Annotated in this window: 11 protein-coding genes; 10 read left to right on the top strand and 1 reads right to left on the bottom strand. The window is 58.2% G+C overall.

What is annotated here, in order from left to right; translation table 11 throughout:
* Nucleotides 1–9 precede the first annotated feature (9 nt).
* Together GRI91_RS05605 and GRI91_RS05600 are read left to right on the top strand one after the other, a co-directional pair.
* Complete coding sequence (locus GRI91_RS05605; protein ID WP_160735942.1) at nucleotides 10–2025, top strand: TonB-dependent receptor plug domain-containing protein; 2016 nt, start codon at nucleotides 10–12, stop codon at nucleotides 2023–2025.
* Between the two features lie 173 nt (nucleotides 2026–2198).
* Nucleotides 2199–3599: an aldehyde dehydrogenase gene (locus GRI91_RS05600; RefSeq protein WP_160735644.1), complete on the top strand. Its 1401-nt coding sequence runs from the start codon at nucleotides 2199–2201 to the stop codon at nucleotides 3597–3599.
* On the opposite strand, the gene GRI91_RS05595 is transcribed toward GRI91_RS05600, so the two are convergent.
* A complete protein-coding gene (locus GRI91_RS05595; RefSeq protein WP_160735643.1) occupies nucleotides 3587–4510 on the bottom strand; it encodes a helix-turn-helix domain-containing protein in 924 nt (307 codons plus the stop codon). The genes GRI91_RS05600 and GRI91_RS05595 overlap by 13 nt on opposite strands.
* A 98-nt stretch (nucleotides 4511–4608) precedes the next feature.
* On the opposite strand from GRI91_RS05595, the gene pobA reads away from it, so the two are divergent.
* The 8 genes from pobA (at nucleotide 4609) to GRI91_RS05555 (ending at nucleotide 17415) form a co-directional block, all read left to right on the top strand.
* Complete coding sequence (pobA, locus tag GRI91_RS05590) at nucleotides 4609–5775, top strand: 4-hydroxybenzoate 3-monooxygenase (protein WP_202385470.1); 1167 nt, start codon at nucleotides 4609–4611, stop codon at nucleotides 5773–5775.
* Nucleotides 5776–5881: 106 nt separating this feature from the next.
* The gene (locus GRI91_RS05585) at nucleotides 5882–6367 is read left to right on the top strand and encodes an RNA polymerase sigma factor (RefSeq protein WP_160735641.1); all 486 of its coding nucleotides are present in this window, start codon (nucleotides 5882–5884) and stop codon (nucleotides 6365–6367) included.
* A complete protein-coding gene (locus tag GRI91_RS05580; protein WP_160735640.1) occupies nucleotides 6364–7287 on the top strand; it encodes a DUF4880 domain-containing protein in 924 nt (307 codons plus the stop codon). Before GRI91_RS05585 ends, GRI91_RS05580 begins: the two co-directional genes overlap by 4 nt.
* Before the next feature lie 128 nt (nucleotides 7288–7415).
* A complete protein-coding gene (locus tag GRI91_RS05575; RefSeq protein WP_160735639.1) occupies nucleotides 7416–10574 on the top strand; it encodes a TonB-dependent receptor in 3159 nt (1052 codons plus the stop codon).
* Between the two features lie 66 nt (nucleotides 10575–10640).
* Nucleotides 10641–12047, top strand: a complete 1407-nt coding sequence (locus GRI91_RS05570; protein ID WP_160735638.1) for a purple acid phosphatase family protein — start codon at nucleotides 10641–10643, stop codon at nucleotides 12045–12047.
* Between the two features lie 191 nt (nucleotides 12048–12238).
* The gene (locus GRI91_RS05565) at nucleotides 12239–14551 is read left to right on the top strand and encodes a TonB-dependent receptor (RefSeq protein ID WP_160735637.1); all 2313 of its coding nucleotides are present in this window, start codon (nucleotides 12239–12241) and stop codon (nucleotides 14549–14551) included.
* Nucleotides 14552–14571: 20 nt separating this feature from the next.
* A complete protein-coding gene (locus GRI91_RS05560; protein WP_160735636.1) occupies nucleotides 14572–16197 on the top strand; it encodes an alkaline phosphatase D family protein in 1626 nt (541 codons plus the stop codon).
* A 249-nt stretch (nucleotides 16198–16446) separates the two neighbouring features.
* On the top strand, nucleotides 16447–17415 hold the full coding sequence (locus GRI91_RS05555; protein ID WP_202385469.1) for an FUSC family protein: 969 nt from the start codon (nucleotides 16447–16449) through the stop codon (nucleotides 17413–17415).
* Nucleotides 17416–17423: the final 8 nt, after the last annotated feature.

Genomic DNA, 17423 nt, shown 5'->3' with positions numbered 1-17423 from the left:
GCGCGTTCCATGACTATAACCCGCTTCGCGGTAGCCTCCCTGCTGCTTCTGCCGACATCGTTATGGGCGCAGGCGGATTCGCCGGGGGCCAGTGCGCAAGAGATTCTGGTAACGGGGAAGGGGCTGCCCGACACGCCGGCGACCCCCGCTTATGATACGCAGGTGCTGCAGCGTGACCAGATTGTATCGAGCGGCTCTGGCCGGATCGAGGATGTGCTTTCCTCTATCGCTGGCTTTCAACAATTCCGCCGGTCGGATAGCCGCTCTTCCAATCCCTCAGCGCAGGGTGTGACGTTGCGCGCTCTGGGCGGCAATGCCAGCAGCCGCGCATTGGTGCTGCTTGACGGCGTGCCACTATCCGATCCGTTTTTCGGCTATATTCCGCTGAGCGCAGTGGCCCCCGAACGTCTGGAGCGTATCCGGGTCACGCGCGGTGGTGGCTCCGGACCGTTTGGCGCTGGCGCGCTGGCGGGTACGATCGAGCTGGAAAGCGCCGACCCGGCCGTATCGGGACCGGTCAATCTCTCGGCCCTGGTGAATGATCGGGCGGAAACCGAATTGTCGGGCAGTGTCGCGCCCAAACTGGGTGATGGCTTTGCGGTCGTCTCCGGAAGGTGGGACAGGGGGAAGGGCTTCTATACCGCACCTGTGGACCAGCGCGTTGATGCATCGGCACGCGCGCAATTCGATAGCTGGTCCACCAGCGCGCGGTTGGTACAGCCGCTGACGCAGGATCTGGAAATCCAGCTGCGCGGACTGGCCTTCAATGATGAACGGACCCTGCGTTTCGACGGGGCGGATTCCTCGCATGAAGGACAGGATATCAGCCTGCGGTTGATCAGCCGCGGCGCATGGCAGGTGGACGCCTTGGCCTATGTCCAATGGCGCAATTTTACCAATGTCGTGATCTCCTCCAGCAGCTATGCGAAAGTGCTGGATCAGAAGGATACACCCTCCACCGGCCTGGGCGGCAAGCTCGAAATTCGCCCGCCTGTGGGGGACCGGCATGTGCTGCGTATCGGAACGGATTATCGCCATTCCGATGGGGATCTGGCCGAAGATGGCTTTAGCGGCCGGACCGGCGCATTGACGAAGCAGAGTTTTGCGGGCGGTGAGAACAGCGATCTGGGTTTCTTTATAGAGGATGACTGGACCCTCGGTCCGCTCATTCTGACAGGCGGGCTGCGGGCCGATCGCTGGACCATTCGCGGTGGCTATTTCCGGCAATTGGGCGGTGATGGCAGCATCACAGCGGATAACAATTTTGATGACCGGTCGGGCTGGGATGTATCCTATCGCGCCGGTGCGGTGTTTGATGCAGGTGGCGGCCTGTCGCTGCGCGGGGCGGCCTATAGCGGGCTGCGCCTGCCGACATTGAACGAGCTATACCGTCCCTTCACCGTATTTCCGGTGGTCACCAATGCCAATGCAGAGCTTGAGAATGAGCGGCTGCACGGTGTCGAAGTGGGGCTGGACTGGCGCGCGATACCCGGCGTCACGCTGTCGTTGACGGCCTTCGACAATCAGGTGAAACATGCGATCGCCAATGTGACGCTGGCGGAAAATCTGCGAGAGCGGCGTAATCTGGATGCGATCGATGCGCAGGGGCTGGAGCTGGGCGCCGCTGTGCAACGGGGCGCGTTCTCCTTTGACGGATCGCTGGCCTATAGTGATGCGGTGGTGGATGATAATGGCGCGGCGGCCGATCTGGACGGCCTGCGCCCCTCGCAGACACCGGAATGGGCGGCCAGCGGGACGCTGCGCTGGAAACCGCGTAAAGGTTCAGTTCTGGCGGCAACAATGCGCTATGTCGGCGGCCAGTATGAAGATGACCGGGAAACCAACCTGCTGCCATCTGCCATAACGGTGGACCTCTTTGCCCAGACGCCGCTGGGCGGCGGCTTTTCGGCCGTTGCTCGGGCGGAAAATCTGCTGGATGAAGACGTCATCACGCGTAATCAGGGGGGATCGATCGATCTGGGCGTGCCGCGCACGATCTGGCTTGGCGTGCGATATGGTTTTTGAATCCGGCGCTGCGCATCCCATATGATGCGCAGTCCGTATTGATCGAGTTCGACTTGGCCTAATTGGACATTGGTCTTGTCACAGGTTCACGATAGCGTGACAGTGGGTTTGAGGATCTTTCGGCAGGCATTCCGATCCAGTAGAAGGCCGAAGGATAGTGAAAGGTGAGAGAGATGAAGTTTGAACGTATCAATCCGGTGACTGGTGACGTAGCCAGCACCGCTGAGGCGATGAAGGCGGGCGATATTCCTGCCGTGACGGCCAAGGCCGCCAAGGGCTTCGCCGAATGGTCGCAGATGGGCCCCAATGCGCGCCGCGCCGTGTTGATGAAGGCGGCTGATGCGCTGGAATCCAAAGCCGATGATTTCATTGATGCGATGATGGGGGAAATCGGCGCGACAGAAGGCTGGGTGCGTTTCAATCTTGCACTCGCCGCTGGCATGGTCCGCGAAGCTGCCGCCATTACGACGCAGATCAATGGTGAAATCATCCCCTCTGACAAGCCGGGCTGCCTGGCCATGGCCATGCGCGAACCGGTTGGCGTCATGCTCGGCATTGCGCCGTGGAATGCACCGATCATTCTGGGCGTCCGCGCCATCGCCGTGCCGTTGGCTTGCGGTAATTCGGTGATCCTGAAGGCCAGCGAAAATTGTCCGCGCACCCATGCTTTGATTATCGAAGCCTTTGCCGAAGCGGGCTTCCCCGAAGGTACGGTCAATTCTGTCACCAACGCCCCTGCCGATGCAGGCGATGTCGTGGGCGCGCTGATTGATGCGCCGGAAGTGAAGCGGATCAACTTCACCGGTTCTACCAAGGTGGGCAAGATCATCGCCAAGCGCGCGGCGGAACATCTCAAGCCGGTATTGCTCGAACTGGGCGGCAAGGCGCCGCTGGTCATTCTGGAAGATGCCGATCTTGATGAAGCCGTGAAAGCGGCCGCATTTGGTGCCTTCATGAATCAGGGCCAGATTTGCATGTCGACCGAGCGGATTATTGTGGTTGATGCCGTGGCGGATGAATTTGCCAAGCGCTTCAAGGAAAAGGTTTCCTCCATGCCCGTGGGCGATCCGCGCGAAGGCAAGACCCCGCTGGGCGCAGTGGTTGACCGTGCGACCGTGGATCATTGTCAGAGCCTGATCGACGATGCGCTGGCCAATGGCGCAGAGCAGTTGACCGGCGGTGAAACCACGCAGAATGTGCTGATGCCGGCCCATGTGATCGACAAGGTGACGCCGGGCATGAAATTGTTCCGCGATGAAAGCTTCGGCCCGGTCGTTGGCGTCATTCGCGCGCGCGATCTGGATCATGCCGTGGAACTGGCCAATGACACGCAATATGGCCTGTCAGCGTCCGTCTTCACCAAAGATGTGGCCAAGGGGCTGGAAACCGCTCGGCGTATTCAATCGGGTATTTGCCACGTCAACGGGCCGACTGTGCATGATGAGGCGCAGATGCCCTTCGGCGGTATGAAGGCATCGGGCTATGGCCGTTTTGGCGGCAAGGCCGGCATCGATTCCTTCACTGAATTGCGCTGGGTCACGGTTGACACCAAGGAAGGCCATTACCCGATCTGATCGATGGCCTCATGATCTGAGCGGGCGGCGCTCCCCTGTGTGGTGCAGAATTTCTCCGCACTGGGACGCCGCCCGGTCATCCGCGCATAAAAGCGCGAGAAATAGCTGGGATCGTCAAACCCCAGATCCAGCGCGACTTCCCCGATCCCGGCATTGGTAAAGCGCAGCATCCGGCGCGCTTCGGCAATAATCCGCTGATGGATCACATTTTTCGGACTGGTGCCGAAATGCAGCCGGCACTGGCGGGTCAGCGTCCTTTGCGTGCAGCCCATTTCCTCCGCATAGGCGCTAAGGGGGCGATGTGTGCGATAGTCCCGCTCCACCAATACGCGAAAGCGCTCCGCCTGCTTTTGTCCCGGTTCATCCGCGCTTTGGCCCATATCGGTTGCCAGACGCAGCCACCCCTCGGCCAGTGCATGATAGGCAGCCACGCTGCTGGGATAATCCCGCCGCTCCCCCGCCAGCAGCACCTGCGCACCGATAATCGACAGGCTCTCTGTCAGCTGACGGGACGGCTTGAGCAGCCTTGGCCGCGCGAAAAGTTGGCGCAGCGCATCACGTGGCGGCAATCCTTCCACAAAATCACACGCTATCGTTGCCACGATGCCCGACACGTCAGGCGCAAACATATAAGCGTGGATTGTCCCGCTGGGCATGGCGATCAGGCTTGGCCCGCTAAGCTTATGGCTGGACGGGCCGATCCGGGCTTCGAATTGACCGCGCTCGACAAACAGCACCTGCAACAGATTGGGGTGGCTGTGGAGTGAGATTTCCCAATCGTACCTGCTGCTGCGTGATGCGATGGTTTCGCAATGGATGAATTCGTCAAAAGCGGGTGCCCTATCGCCCGAATTGAGGGGGTCTTCGCCATAGAGCGCATAATGCGGAGCTGATGTTGGTGCGCCGGTCATGTCCGGTTTGTACCATTTCGCGTCCGCTTCGTCCCTTCCTTTCTTGCCGGATTCTCCGCAAATATATTGCAACAAATTTTCTTGGGAGAGCGAACCTCATGACTCAGGTATGTATTATTGGTGCTGGCCCGGCGGGCCTGTTGCTTGGCCATTTGCTGCGCGCAGAGGGCGTGGATTGTGTGGTGCTGGAACGGCGAACCCCCGATTACGTGCTCAGCCGCATTCGTGCCGGCGTGCTCGAACGCGTGACGGTTGAACTGATGGAGCGGCTTGGCCTGGATCAGCGATTGAAGGCCGAGGGGCTCGCGCATGACGGGTTCAATCTTGCGGATGGTGAACGGCTGATCCGCATTGATATGCAGGAACTGGTTGGGCAGCATGTGGTAGTTTACGGACAGACCGAGCTGACCCGTGATCTGATGGATGCACGCGAAGAACGCGGTCTGGAAGTGATCTATGAAACCGAAGACGTCACGCTGCATGATGTGGAGAGCGACAGCCCTCACGTGACCTATGTGAAAGACGGCAAAGAGCACCGCGTCGATGCGCGCTTCATTGTTGGCTGTGACGGATTTTACGGCCCCAGCCGCAAGGCTATCCCGGCTTCGGTGGGGCAGGAATTCGAACGGGCCTACCCCTTTGGCTGGCTTGGCATTCTGGCCGATGTGCCGCCCTGCAATCATGAACTGATCTATGCCAACCATGCGCGCGGATTTGCCCTCGCATCGCAGCGCAGTTCAACGCGCAGCCGCTATTATGTGGACGTGCCGCTGACTGACAAGGTGGAGGACTGGTCAGATGACCGTCTGTGGGACGAACTGGCCGCGCGTCTTGGGCCGGAAGCGGCAGCGCATATGACCCGTGGTCCGGCGCTGGAAAAGAGCATCGCTCCGCTGCGCTCCTTCGTCTTTGCGCCGATGCGTCACGGCAGTTTGATGCTGTGCGGGGATTCGGCGCATATCGTTCCGCCGACCGGTGCGAAGGGTCTGAATCTGGCCGCCAGCGATGTGCATTATGCTGCTGACGCGCTGATCCGTTTCTTTCAGAAGAACGATAATGATGCTGTTTCTGCTTATTCCGATACGGCGCTTTCGCGCGTCTGGAAGTCGGAGCGTTTCAGCTGGTCGCTGACCAAGCTGATGCACCGCTTCCCGGAAGACGGGGATTTCGAGCGCAAGATGCAAGTTGCGGAGCTTGATTACATTGCCTCGAGCCGGGCGGCACAGACATCCATCGCCGAAAATTATGTCGGGCTGCCCGTCTGAAAACCCGCTGGTAAAAGCCGGGCGCTGAGCCGCCCGGCTTTTACAGCCTCTGTCACAAAGGCGTATCTTTTGCGCCCTAGCGGCGACTTCCAAAGGAGGTCGCCAAATGATGAACAGCGCAATTCTCGAATCGGGGTGGAATGCGTTGCAAAGGCAGATATTTCGCCGCACGCATCACGATGATGCGGAGGATTTTCTGCAGACCTCCTTCCTCAGGATGATAGAGCGGAAGCCGGAAAATGTACGGAACCCTTCCGCATTTCTGATGCAGTCCGCCCTGAATGAAGCGCGCGACCAGCACCGCCGATCCAAACATCCTGCGGCCCCGCGCGCGATTGAAATTGGTGATCTGGCGCTGCGCGATACGGCACCGCTGCCCGATGAAACACTGATTGCACAGGAACGTCTCGCACGTGTAAGGGAAGGGCTTGATCGTCTGACGCCGCGGACCCGAGAGATTTTCCTGATGCACCGCCTCGATGGCCTGAAATATCGCGAAATAGCCCAAGAACTGGGTATCTCGATGAGCGCGGTGGAGAAGCATATCGCCAAGGCGATGCTGTTTCTCGACAATTGGGCCTCTGATTGGTGAGCGATTTCCCGAAGGGCCCACAGGCCGATGCTGCAGGCTGGCTTGCCCGGTTGCGGGCCGATGATCGCACGCAGGCGGATATTGATGCATTTCATCGCTGGCTGGATGCCGACCCTCGTCATGGCGAACATTTTGAGCGCCTTTCGACCATATTTGACGATGTTGGCGGGCTGAAAGAGTCGATCCGGCGCCCCGAGAAAGCCGGGCAGCCCAATCTCACAAGACGGTCCGTGCTGGCTGGTGCCTGCGTGCTGGCGGTTTCGGCGAGTGGATTGATCGCCTGGGACGATGCGCAGGCCAGGATTTATCAAACCGCGATTGGTGAACAGAAGCGTGTCACCTTGAGCGATGGGAGCGTGTTGCTGCTGGATACGGCGACGCGGCTCGAAGAATGTTTCGATGCTGATGACCGGCTGCTGAAGCTCTGTCACGGACGCATTAATTGCGTGGTCCCGCGCGGTCAGCGGCCCTTTGTCGTGGAAGTCGGCAATGAGATGTTGCGCACCGAGGCTGGCCGCTTTGATATTCGGCATGAAGGCGATGTCAGTGCCTATATCGCGCAGGAAGGGCGCGCGGTCATCAGGTCTGAGGATACTGCGCAACATGTGAAAATAGCGAGCGGAGAACGCGTGCGCGAAGAAAAGGGCCATTTCCTGCGCGACCGGCCCGAAGTGATGGAAGCCACTGCCTGGCAATCGGGTCGCGCAGTCTTCCGCAACGATACTTTGCGCGAAGCTCTGGGCGAAATGAATCGCTACAGCATGCAGTCCATTCAGCTGGCTGATCCGGCGATGGCAGATCTCAGGATAAGCGGGATTTACCGTGTGGGTGACAACCGCGCTTTCGCCAAGGCATTGGCGAATATCCTGCCGGTAAAGGCGCGGATCACGGACGGGAATATTTTGCTGCTTAGCGCCTGACAGGCAGCCAGACGGCTCCTGATTGCAGCGCAGCATTTTTTTGAAAATAGAGGGTGAGGAATTTCCACCCCGGTTCGTCGGTGAGGCACGGCTATTGCGCCGCACTGAATTTCCGGGGGTCCTTTATAATGTTACTTTGGCAGGCCAATCTGCTTGGCCGTAAACTTGCTGTTGCTCTGGTTGCGACTACGGCGATCACGCCGGTGGTTGCTCAGGCGCAATCCACCACGCTGAACGTTGAAATCACCACGCAGCCGCTCGGCTCCGCACTGGAAGCGCTGGCCCGTCAATCGGGCGTCGATATCCTGTTTACGCCGCAGAGCGTGGCCGGAAAGACCGTTCAGCCCCTATCCGGCACGATGAGCGTGCGTCAGGCGCTGGCGCGTATGCTGCAGGGCACGGGCCTCACCTATACGCAAAGCGGGTCAGGCGCGATTACGGTTCACAGCCAGCGGGGCGAGGCCGGCGAATATGGCGTGCTGGTGGGCTCTGTCACCGATGCGGCCAGCGGAACGCCGCTCAATGGCGCCAGCGTGCGCATTGCCGGGCTGACCCAGCGCGAAGCCACAGACCGGGAAGGGCGCTTCATCTTTCGCCGCATTCCTGCTGGCACTTATGATGTTTCTGTCAATTATCAGGGCAAGAAAACGGCCACGGCGACGGTGAATGTCAAGGGAGGGGAGAATTCTCGCCTGCCCTTCGCGCTGGTCGATACAGCAGGCATGGCGGTGGAGGCAGGCGAAATCATCGTCACCGGTTCGCCCATCGCCGATGCCGAAGCAGCTGCCTATCAGCAGCAGAAAGCATCCAACAATCTGGTCAACATCGTGGCATCCGATTCCATCGGTCGCTTCCCCGATCAGAACGTCGCAGCCGCCCTTTCCCGGCTCCCCGGCATTGCGGTCGAGCGTGACCAGGGGCAGGAGCGCTATGTCTCCATCCGCGGCGCGCCCAGCAAATGGACGACGCTGTCCTTCAACGGTCTCAACGTCGTGTCGCCATCAGGTCGCACGCCGCGTTTCGACATGATCCCCAATTCGATCGTTGCCTCGATTGTCACCACCAAGGCGATCACCCCCGACATGCCGGCAGAAAGCATCGCCGGCAATGTGAACGTGATCACGCAGACGGCGTTTGATCGGCCGGGCTTCAATCTGTCGAGCAGTCTGGGTGTCGGTTTCCGCGATCTGGGCGATCAGATGGAATACGAGGGTAGCTTCTCGATCTCCGACACCTTTGCCGACGACAAGTTCGGCTTTGTAATCTCCGGCGCGCATTATGAGCGCAATCAGGTGACCGATAATATCGAAAGCCGCTTTGAATATGCCAAGGAAGCGCGCGATACAGAGGGTGAGGATCTGATCTGGACCCGCCACACGGATTATCGTCTCTATCATCTGAAACGTGAAAATACGGCGGCTTCGGCAAGGCTCGATTTCCGCCCGTCAGATGATCACCGCTTGTTCGTTTCGACCATTTACAGCGAATTTCGCGACAATGAAACGAAGAGCGTGATGAGCCCGGATTATGATGATTCACTTGCTTGTTATGCCAGCGTAGCCTGCGGCAACACGCCGGTTAAGGGCACGATCTATGGTGTCGATCTGCACGGCAGCTTTAATCGTAGTGAATCCATTCAGGCGATCAGCACCACCACGATTGGCGGTGAGCATTATGTCGGCGGCTGGGAGATAGATTGGAGTGGTAACTACACCTATTCTCTCGACCGGGGCGAAAAGCTCGCCAGTGCTGCGTTTGTCAGCAATGATGATGTGTCGTCACGCTCGACGGTTGAGTATGATTACAGCGATCCGGATCTACCCAATATCACGCTTTATCCGACGATAGATAATGGTGATGGCACCTATTCGCGCGGCGCCAATGCCTATGAAGGATATCCCTTCGACACGCTGTTTTATCAAGACGGCAGTAAAGGGGTAGGCCGCGCGCCGACCAAGGCCTGGTCTGGCCGCATTGATTTTACGCGTGAACTCGCCACGGCGACTCCTGTCACCCTGAAATTCGGTGCTGCTTTTGATCACCGCAAGAAATATCGCGAAGAGCCGCAGACCAAGGTTACTGCCGATGCCGTGATGGAGGCAGGCCTGGGACCTGTCACCTTTGCCGACATTTCCAAAATGGAACCCTTTGACGGGAAATGGAAAATGTCTTTCATCGGGTATCAGCAAGATGCCGAATCCATGGTCGCCTTGACAAATAAGCTGATCGAAGCTGGTGCGGGCGAGTTCAATGAGCAGGATTACCTCGCCGATTACTACAATGTAACGGAGCAGATCCTTGCCGGATATGCGATGGGGACGATTGAGTTTCCCTGGGGTAATCTGGTCGCGGGGGCCCGCGCAGAATATATCAAGAATGATGGTGAGGCCTATGGCACCGTCGACGATGGCGACTTTGAGCTGTTCAATTCGGGATCGGACCATTTCGGCGTCTATCCCTCTGCCCATCTGAACTGGGATATTACGCAGGATCAGAAGTTCCGCCTGTCTCTGAACTCCGGCGTTGCCCGGGCAGGTTTCGAGGATCGAGCGCCGAATTTCAGCATTTCCGACATGGACGAAGTGATTGGCGGGGGTAACCCGTTCATCAAGCCGGAGCGGACCTATGGCGTCGATGTCTATTACGAATATTACCTCGCCCCGGTCGGTATTCTGTCCGTTGGCGCTTTCTACAAGAAGGTCCAGGATCCGATCATCGGCCTGACGACGATCTTCGGATCGAAAACCTTCGATAATGACGAGTATACCCGGTCCGAATATGCCTTTGAGACGAATGGTAACGGCAATGGTGGTTATTACTACGGGCTCGAACTCGCCTATGCGCAGAAATTCGATTTCCTGCCCGATTGGGGCCTGCCGGAATGGACCAGCGGCTTTGGCGTGAACACCAATCTGACACTGGCGGATTCGGAGATCGAGCTAAGCAATGGCCGCAAGGCCAAGATGAGCGGCACCTCCGATCTTACCTATAATGCTTCCATGTATTGGGAAGGTGAGGGCCTCTCGCTGCGCGTAAACTGGCAATATCGTTCCAAATGGATGAATTCCTACAATCTCGATCATCCCGAGCTTGATCGTTACTGGGATTCGATTGGCCGTTTGTCGCTGGGTGCGCGCTATCAGATTAATGAGAATATCGAATGGTTTCTCAACGCCAACAATCTGAACAATGAAGTCGGCAAGCGTTTCCGCGGAACGCGCGACCGGACCTATGAAATCGAAGGCTTCGGCCGCAGCTATACCACCGGTATTCGCCTGAATTTCTAAAATGATTGCGCATGGTGCCGGGGTGGCTGTGGCTGCCCCGGTCGCTGTGTCGATTGGAGATATTCCATGAAAATTGTCAGTTTTTTAGTGGGCGCTCTGGCGCTGGCCGTCCCCGTTTGTTCACCGCTTGCGGCGCAGGAAGCGATTCATCCCTCCTGGCAGCCGGCCTCGCACTGGCCCGACCGGATTGTCGCGACATTACCCGGTGATCCGCAAACCAGCTTCGCCGTTACCTGGCGCACTGATCTGGATGTGACAGAGTCAGTGGCGCAAATTACGCTGGCGCAGGATGGGCCGGAGCTTGAAGAGCATGCAGAGACGCTGCGCGGCAGTGTCGAGACGCTCGATCTTGAGCAGGTCGAAATCAATGGTGAGACATTCGATGCACATTGGAACAAGGGGCTGGGTGCGGTCAATTATCACTCGGTAGAGTTTAACGGGCTCAGCCCCGATACGCTCTATGCCTACCGCGTGAAGGGCGGTGACGAGGAATGGAGCGAATGGTTCCAGCTGCGCACCGCGCCTGAAGATGGTCCGGTGACCTTCCTTTATCTGGGGGATGCGCAGAACGATATTCTGTCACGCTGGTCGCGGGTCATTCGCGAAGCCTTCGCCACGGCGTCCGATGCCCGCTTTATCGTCCATGCGGGCGATCTGACAAATAAAAGCGCGCGTGATCGTGACTGGGGTGAATGGTTCAAGGCGCTCAGCTTCATCCATTCACGCATTCCGGCAATCCCGGCGACCGGCAATCATGAATATATGAAACTGGAGACCGATGGCCGTGTTTCGGATCGCGACATAACGATGTTGTGGCGCCCGCAATTTTCTTTGCCGGTTGAGGAGAGCTTGCCGAGAGAACTGGCGGAACTGGCCTATGATGTGCGCTATACGAAGGATGTGCATGTCTTCATCATCACCTCCACCGATGACGACCATCTCCAGGCGCAGGCAGACTGGCTTGACCGTGAAATGAGCCGCAGTGACGCAAAGTGGAAAATCGTGTCCTTCCACCATCCGATCTTCTCTTCCAGCGAAGGCCGGGATACGCCGGAAAAGCGGGATATCCTCTTGCCGGTCTTCCTGAAGCACAAGGTCGATCTGGTCCTCCAAGGGCATGATCACACTTATGCGCGCGGGGCGATCGGTTCCCCTTCTGACAAGCTGGGATTTGCGGATAGTGGCGCATTGATCGAAACGATGTTCGTCAATTCGGTTGGCGGCCCGAAGCAATATGACTGGAAAACCACCGGCTGGGACGAATATGCCGATGCTGGTGTAAAATTGGCACGCTCTGCCGCCGATACGCAGCTGTTTCAGGTGTTGCGGGTCGATGGCGACCGCCTGACGTATGAAAGCCGCACGGCCACGGGCGCGCTCTATGATGATTTCGTGCTGGATAAACAGCAGGATGGCCGCAAGCTGATCGTTTCTGCCGGAACCTCCACCATGCCGGAACGCATGAGCGATTGATCTCGGGAAAACGCATAAAAGCTGTGCGCAATCCGCTCTCACCAAACTGTCTTTTGCACAATTCAATGGCGCAAAAGACAGTTTGGTGACTCTATCCCGAAATCTGTCTTGAAAGCATAACCGTTTAGCCATTCTCGCGTCACAGAACGGCGCCAATTGGCCCTCACAATTAAAGACAATGAGGGCCAATCATGACACGTCGCATTTTTAAGGCAGCATCCCTGTTGCTCGCTTCCACTGCATTTCTGCCGTCGCTCGCTCAGGCTGAGGACGCGGTGGATCTGGCCGATCAAGGCCTTGATGCAAGCGAAATCATCGTCACGGCGCAGAAGATTGAACAGCGCGCGATCGATGTGCCTATGACCATTTCCGCCACCTCGGGTGAGGCGCTGGAACGGCTCGGCGTGTCCGATCTCGATGAATTGTCCAACTATGTGCCCGGGCTGAACATTCAGGAACAAAGCGCCAATAATCCGGGCATCGTCATCCGGGGCATTACGTCTGACAGCGGATCTTCCCAGCAGGCGGCACGTGTAACCCTCTATTATAACGGCGTGGACATCTCGCGCTCACGCGGCGCCTATCAGGCGATTTACGACATGGACCGGATCGAAGTGATCAAGGGGCCGCAGGCTACCTTGTTCGGGACTGCCTCGGCAGTGGGCGCGGTCAGCCTCATCTCCAAGAAACCGGAGCCGGGCTTTTCGGCTGAATTGACCGGCGGCTATGGCAATTACGATGCCACTTTGCTGAGCGGTTATATCAATGCGGGTAATGATGTCATCGCGGGCCGCATCGCCGGTGAATGGCGCAAGCGCGATGGTTATGTCAAAAACCTCTCTGACCGGCAGGATGATCTTTATGCGCAGGACCAGCTGGGTCTGCGCGCCTCTTTGCGCTTCACGCCCAATGATGATCTGATGATCGATCTGATCGGCACCTATGACCGTCAGCGCAATTCCGGCACGCCGTTCATTTCGGGCACCTATGGCACCTCGGCTGGTCCCGCCAATCCCTTTGGTCCGGCCAATCTTTCAGGCGCGCCGCGTGAAATTGGCGATGCCATTTTCGGTGATGGCAAGCTGGGTCTGGTGCGCGATGTGTATGACATCAACCTGTCTGCAGACTGGGAACTGGGCGGTGGCTGGACGCTCTCGCTCGTCAATGGCTACCGTGAATTTGACGCTGACGAAGTGTTCGATGCCGATGGCACCGCTGCATGGTTCCTCGAATTTGCGGAAGAAGCCTCTGGATGGCAGGCGAGCCAGGAAACCCGCCTTGCCTATTCCGGCGATACGCTGCGCGCATCCTTCGGCTTCAATTATTTCCATGAAGACAGCCATCAGATCGTTCCCTTTTCCAGCGAAGAGGGCACTTTCCTGCAATGCGCGGCTGGTGTGATTGCGGGGCTTGGCTGTATCGCAGAAGATGGCAGTGTCGCGGCAGCACAAGCTACCGGGCTGCTTACGGAAGGTGCGGCAAGCGTAATACCCTACACCTCGACTTTCGGAAATTACGGCAAGAACACCACCTATTCTGTTTTCGCCGATGCGACCTGGATTCCTGTGCCGGAACTGGAGCTGACGGCGGGCGTCCGCGCCCTGTGGGAAGACCGCGAATCCGGGTATTTTGCCGATGTTCCTGACACCGTTCTGACTGGCGGGCCGCTGATCCCCAGTCAGGTCGATACCGATGGCACGATCTGGGCGGATGACAGTTTCGATGCGATCCTGCCGCGCTTCAACGCACTCTATCGCATCAGCCGCCGGGTCAATCTTTACGCGACCATTTCCAAGGGCCGCCGCTCTCCAACGCTCAGCGTAAGCGCGACCGACATCAAAGTGATCCCGCAGGAAACCGTCTGGAATTATGAAGGCGGCATCAAATTTGCGGGTGACATGGTTTCGGGTTCTGTTGGCGTTTATTATCAGGAATATTCCAACTTCCAGATCAGCCGAATGGTCAGCGATGAAAATGACCCCTCGGGCCTGCCCGTGGGCTCCAGCATTACTGAAAGCGCCGGCAGCGCCAGCAATCTGGGCTTTGAAGGCGATCTTCAGATCCGCCCCAGCGATTGGCTGACCCTGTTCGGCAATGTCGGTTACATCGACGGCGGTATCGATGATGGTGAAAGCAATGGCATCTATGCTGGCGACCGTTTCCGTCTGCAGCCGGAATGGCAGTGGGCAGCCGGCTTCTCGATCGATGCGCCGCTGTCGGGTGGGGCGCGTTTCTTCGCCACGCCGTCGGTTACCTATCGCAGCAAGATCTACTTCGAAGTGCCCAATTCTGAAGTCGTCAGTCAGGGGCCGGTGACACTGGTGAATGCCAAGGCTGGTGTGAGTTTCGCCGATGACCAGTATAAAATCGCGGTTTTTGGCCGCAACATCACGGATGAAGATTATCTGCTCGATGCCGGCAATACGGGCGGTGCTTTTGGCATCCCGACCTTCATTCCCGCAGAACCGCGCATGTATGGCGTGGAACTGACGGCCCGTTTCTGAGCACAGGGAAGAAACGGACCATGACCTATTCTATCAACCGGCGTAACCTGATGAAAATCGGCGCATTGGGGCTGGGCGCAATGTCCGTCCCCGGTGCGGCGACCATCCTCAGTGCACGCGGCTTTACCCACGGCATCGCCAGTGGGGAGCCTTCTGCCAATTCCGTTTTGCTCTGGACGCGCTACGTCGCATCTGGCGACACGGTTTTGCGCGCTGAAATCGCGCGGGATGCGCAGTTTACGCAAGTCGTCGGGGGCGGTGATGTCACCGCGCGCGGGGAGGCCGACTTTACGGCCAAGATAACGATTGGCGATTTGCCGACGGGAAGCTGGCTCTATTATCGTTTCATCGCTCCCGATGGCACGATCAGCCCCTTTGGACGGACCCGCACCTTGCCGGTGGGCGATGTATCGCGTTTCGGCATCGGGCTGTTTTCCTGTTCGAACATGCCGTTTGGCTGGTTCAATGCCTATGGCCATGCGGCCCGCCGCGATGATCTGGATGTGCTGATCCATTGCGGGGATTATTTATACGAATATGGCAATGGTCATTATCCCGAAATCAAGGATGTCGTGGCGGGCCGCCTGGTGCAGCCGGATCATGAAATCCTGACGTTGGCCGATTACCGGATGCGCTATGCGGCCTATCGTCTGGACCCGGATTTGCAGCAGCTGCATGCGGCCTATCCCATGATTGCCCAGTGGGACGATCATGAAACCGCGAATGACAGCTATAAGGACGGCGCGGAAAATCATCAGCCCGAAAGTGAAGGTGACTGGGCCACACGCAAACGTATTGCCGAGCGGGTCTATCGCGAATGGATGCCGGTCTCCGATGAGGATTATTCCGCTTACCAGATCGGCACGCTGGCGACCATTTTCCGCCCGGAGACACGGCTGATAGGTCGGGTGAAGCAGCTGGAACTGAAGGATGCGCTTGCAGGCCGTCAGGACATTCAGCGCGCGCTGGCCGACTTCCGGGATGGTGCGTGGAGCGCAGCGGACCGGACCGTGATGGGGATGAAGCAGGAAAAATGGCTCTATGACGGCATTTCCGCCTCGACCAATTCCGGGACCGGCTGGCAAGTGCTGGCACAGCAGATCGTGATGGGCAATCTGCGCTCGCCTTCCCAGATTGTCGACTGGGTGCCGCAGGGCGCACCGGAAATGGTACAGCAGGCTGCATGGGCAGCTGTCACCGCATCACAGGCCGGGCTGCCCTTCAACCTCGATGCGTGGGATGGATATCCTGCGGCACGCCGCCGGCTTTACGAGGCATCGCTGAATGCGAATGCTGATCTGGTCGTGCTGTCGGGTGACAGTCACAACGCCTGGGGCAACAATCTGACCTATGGCACACAGCCGGTGGGTGTCGAATTCGCCGGCCACAGTGTCACATCCCCGGGGTTCGAGAAATATTTCGCGAACCAGAAACCGACCGATGTCGCCCGTGCCTTGCAGGAAACCAACCCCGGTCTGGTGTTCAACGATACCAGCCGCAGGGGATATGTCTCGCTGGATATACGGCCCGAAGCCGTAACGGGTAGCTGGCATTTCATGAAAACCGTTCTGCAGCGCGATCCCACTGTAGCGCAAAGCACCACCATGCGGGTGCGGCGCGGGGAACATGTGCTGGAACAGGTCTGAAGGCGGGCTGAGTTTGTGGGCCTTACCAGGGCCTTACATCTGGTCGCCAGTTGGCGAGTGTGATAGCGGAAAGGGGCAGCTGCGGGCGCCCCTTTTTGCTGTGAGCCAAGGATAATCGTTCTGCCACTCCCTGAAAAACGCACTATTTCCAGATTCGCGCGCGAGGAATGGCGCGAGCTTACGACATTCAAGCCCAGCGACCGTCCGTGGCAGCTCCCGCTGGCAGCGGGCTTGTCCAGCGGCCTGCCTATGGTGATTGCGGCGGCCTATGACCAGCTGGCGCTTGGCATCATCGCCTCCCTTGCCGGGATGGCATTTCTCTATTTGCCGCGCACGCCCTTGCATCACCGGATGAGCATGATGATGGCGTGCAGTTTCGGCATGATCGCCTGTTTTGCCTTTGGGCTCGCCAGCCAGTTGATACCCTTCGGTAAAGTGCCGGTGCTGACAGTTATAGCCATTTTGGTTACTATGGGTGTCCGGTATTACCGTATTGGCCCGCCCGGAAGCATATTCTTTGTTATGCCGGCGGCGATTGGCATGTACGCCCCTTTCGATTTCGAAAATTTCCCCGCCTATGTGGGGATGATGGCTCTGGGCTGCATTCATGCCTGTATCGTGGCCTTTATCTACAGCGTCTATATCCTGCGCAAGCGCGCAGCCCTTCCGGTTCCGCCGCGACCGGTGGCGTCATTCGATTTCGTCTGGCTGGATTCCATGATCATTGGCCTGTTCGTGGGATTGTCCTTGGCCGTGGCAGAGCTGTTGCAGCTTGATAAGCCTTATTGGGTGCCGGTCAGCTGCCTCGCCATCATTCAGGGGACATCGCTCCGGGCCGCGTGGACGCGGCAGATCCACCGTATCACCGGCACGATTATCGGACTGGTGCTGGCTGGTGTCCTGCTGTTTTTTATCCGCGATGGCTGGGTGGTGGCCTGCGCCATTATCATGCTGACCTTCGCGATTGAGCTGTTCGTGGTGCGCAATTACGGCTTTGCGGTTATTTTCATCACCCCGCTGACGATCCTGCTGGCGGAGGCGGCTACGCTTGGTTCCGGCAATCCGGGGCCGCTGATCACTGCGCGCCTGTTCGACACCGTGCTGGGGGCCGTTATCGGCTTTGGCGGGGCTGCTTGCTTGCACAATTCTGTGTTCCGTGAGCGGCTTGGCGCGCTCTACCGCAAGGTGGTTCCGCCCAGCCTGATCGTGGAAACCTGATCACGGAA

The sequence above is a fragment of the Altericroceibacterium endophyticum genome, assembly GCF_009827595.1.
Lineage (GTDB): Bacteria > Pseudomonadota > Alphaproteobacteria > Sphingomonadales > Sphingomonadaceae > Altericroceibacterium > Altericroceibacterium endophyticum.
This window is presented reverse-complemented; position numbering and strand designations above follow the sequence as displayed.

What these genes read in the sequence shown, in the direction of transcription:
- GRI91_RS05605 (WP_160735942.1), top strand. Translation starts at nt 10, where the DNA reads ATGACTATAACCCGCTTCGCGGTAGCCTCCCTGCTGCTTCTGCCGACA.
- GRI91_RS05600 (WP_160735644.1), top strand. Translation starts at nt 2,199, where the DNA reads ATGAAGTTTGAACGTATCAATCCGGTGACTGGTGACGTAGCCAGCACC.
- GRI91_RS05595 (WP_160735643.1), bottom strand. Translation starts at nt 4,510, where the DNA reads ATGACCGGCGCACCAACATCAGCTCCGCATTATGCGCTCTATGGCGAA.
- pobA (WP_202385470.1), top strand. Translation starts at nt 4,609, where the DNA reads ATGACTCAGGTATGTATTATTGGTGCTGGCCCGGCGGGCCTGTTGCTT.
- GRI91_RS05585 (WP_160735641.1), top strand. Translation starts at nt 5,882, where the DNA reads ATGATGAACAGCGCAATTCTCGAATCGGGGTGGAATGCGTTGCAAAGG.
- GRI91_RS05575 (WP_160735639.1), top strand. Translation starts at nt 7,416, where the DNA reads ATGTTACTTTGGCAGGCCAATCTGCTTGGCCGTAAACTTGCTGTTGCT.
- GRI91_RS05570 (WP_160735638.1), top strand. Translation starts at nt 10,641, where the DNA reads ATGAAAATTGTCAGTTTTTTAGTGGGCGCTCTGGCGCTGGCCGTCCCC.
- GRI91_RS05565 (WP_160735637.1), top strand. Translation starts at nt 12,239, where the DNA reads ATGACACGTCGCATTTTTAAGGCAGCATCCCTGTTGCTCGCTTCCACT.
- GRI91_RS05560 (WP_160735636.1), top strand. Translation starts at nt 14,572, where the DNA reads ATGACCTATTCTATCAACCGGCGTAACCTGATGAAAATCGGCGCATTG.
- GRI91_RS05555 (WP_202385469.1), top strand. Translation starts at nt 16,447, where the DNA reads ATGGTGATTGCGGCGGCCTATGACCAGCTGGCGCTTGGCATCATCGCC.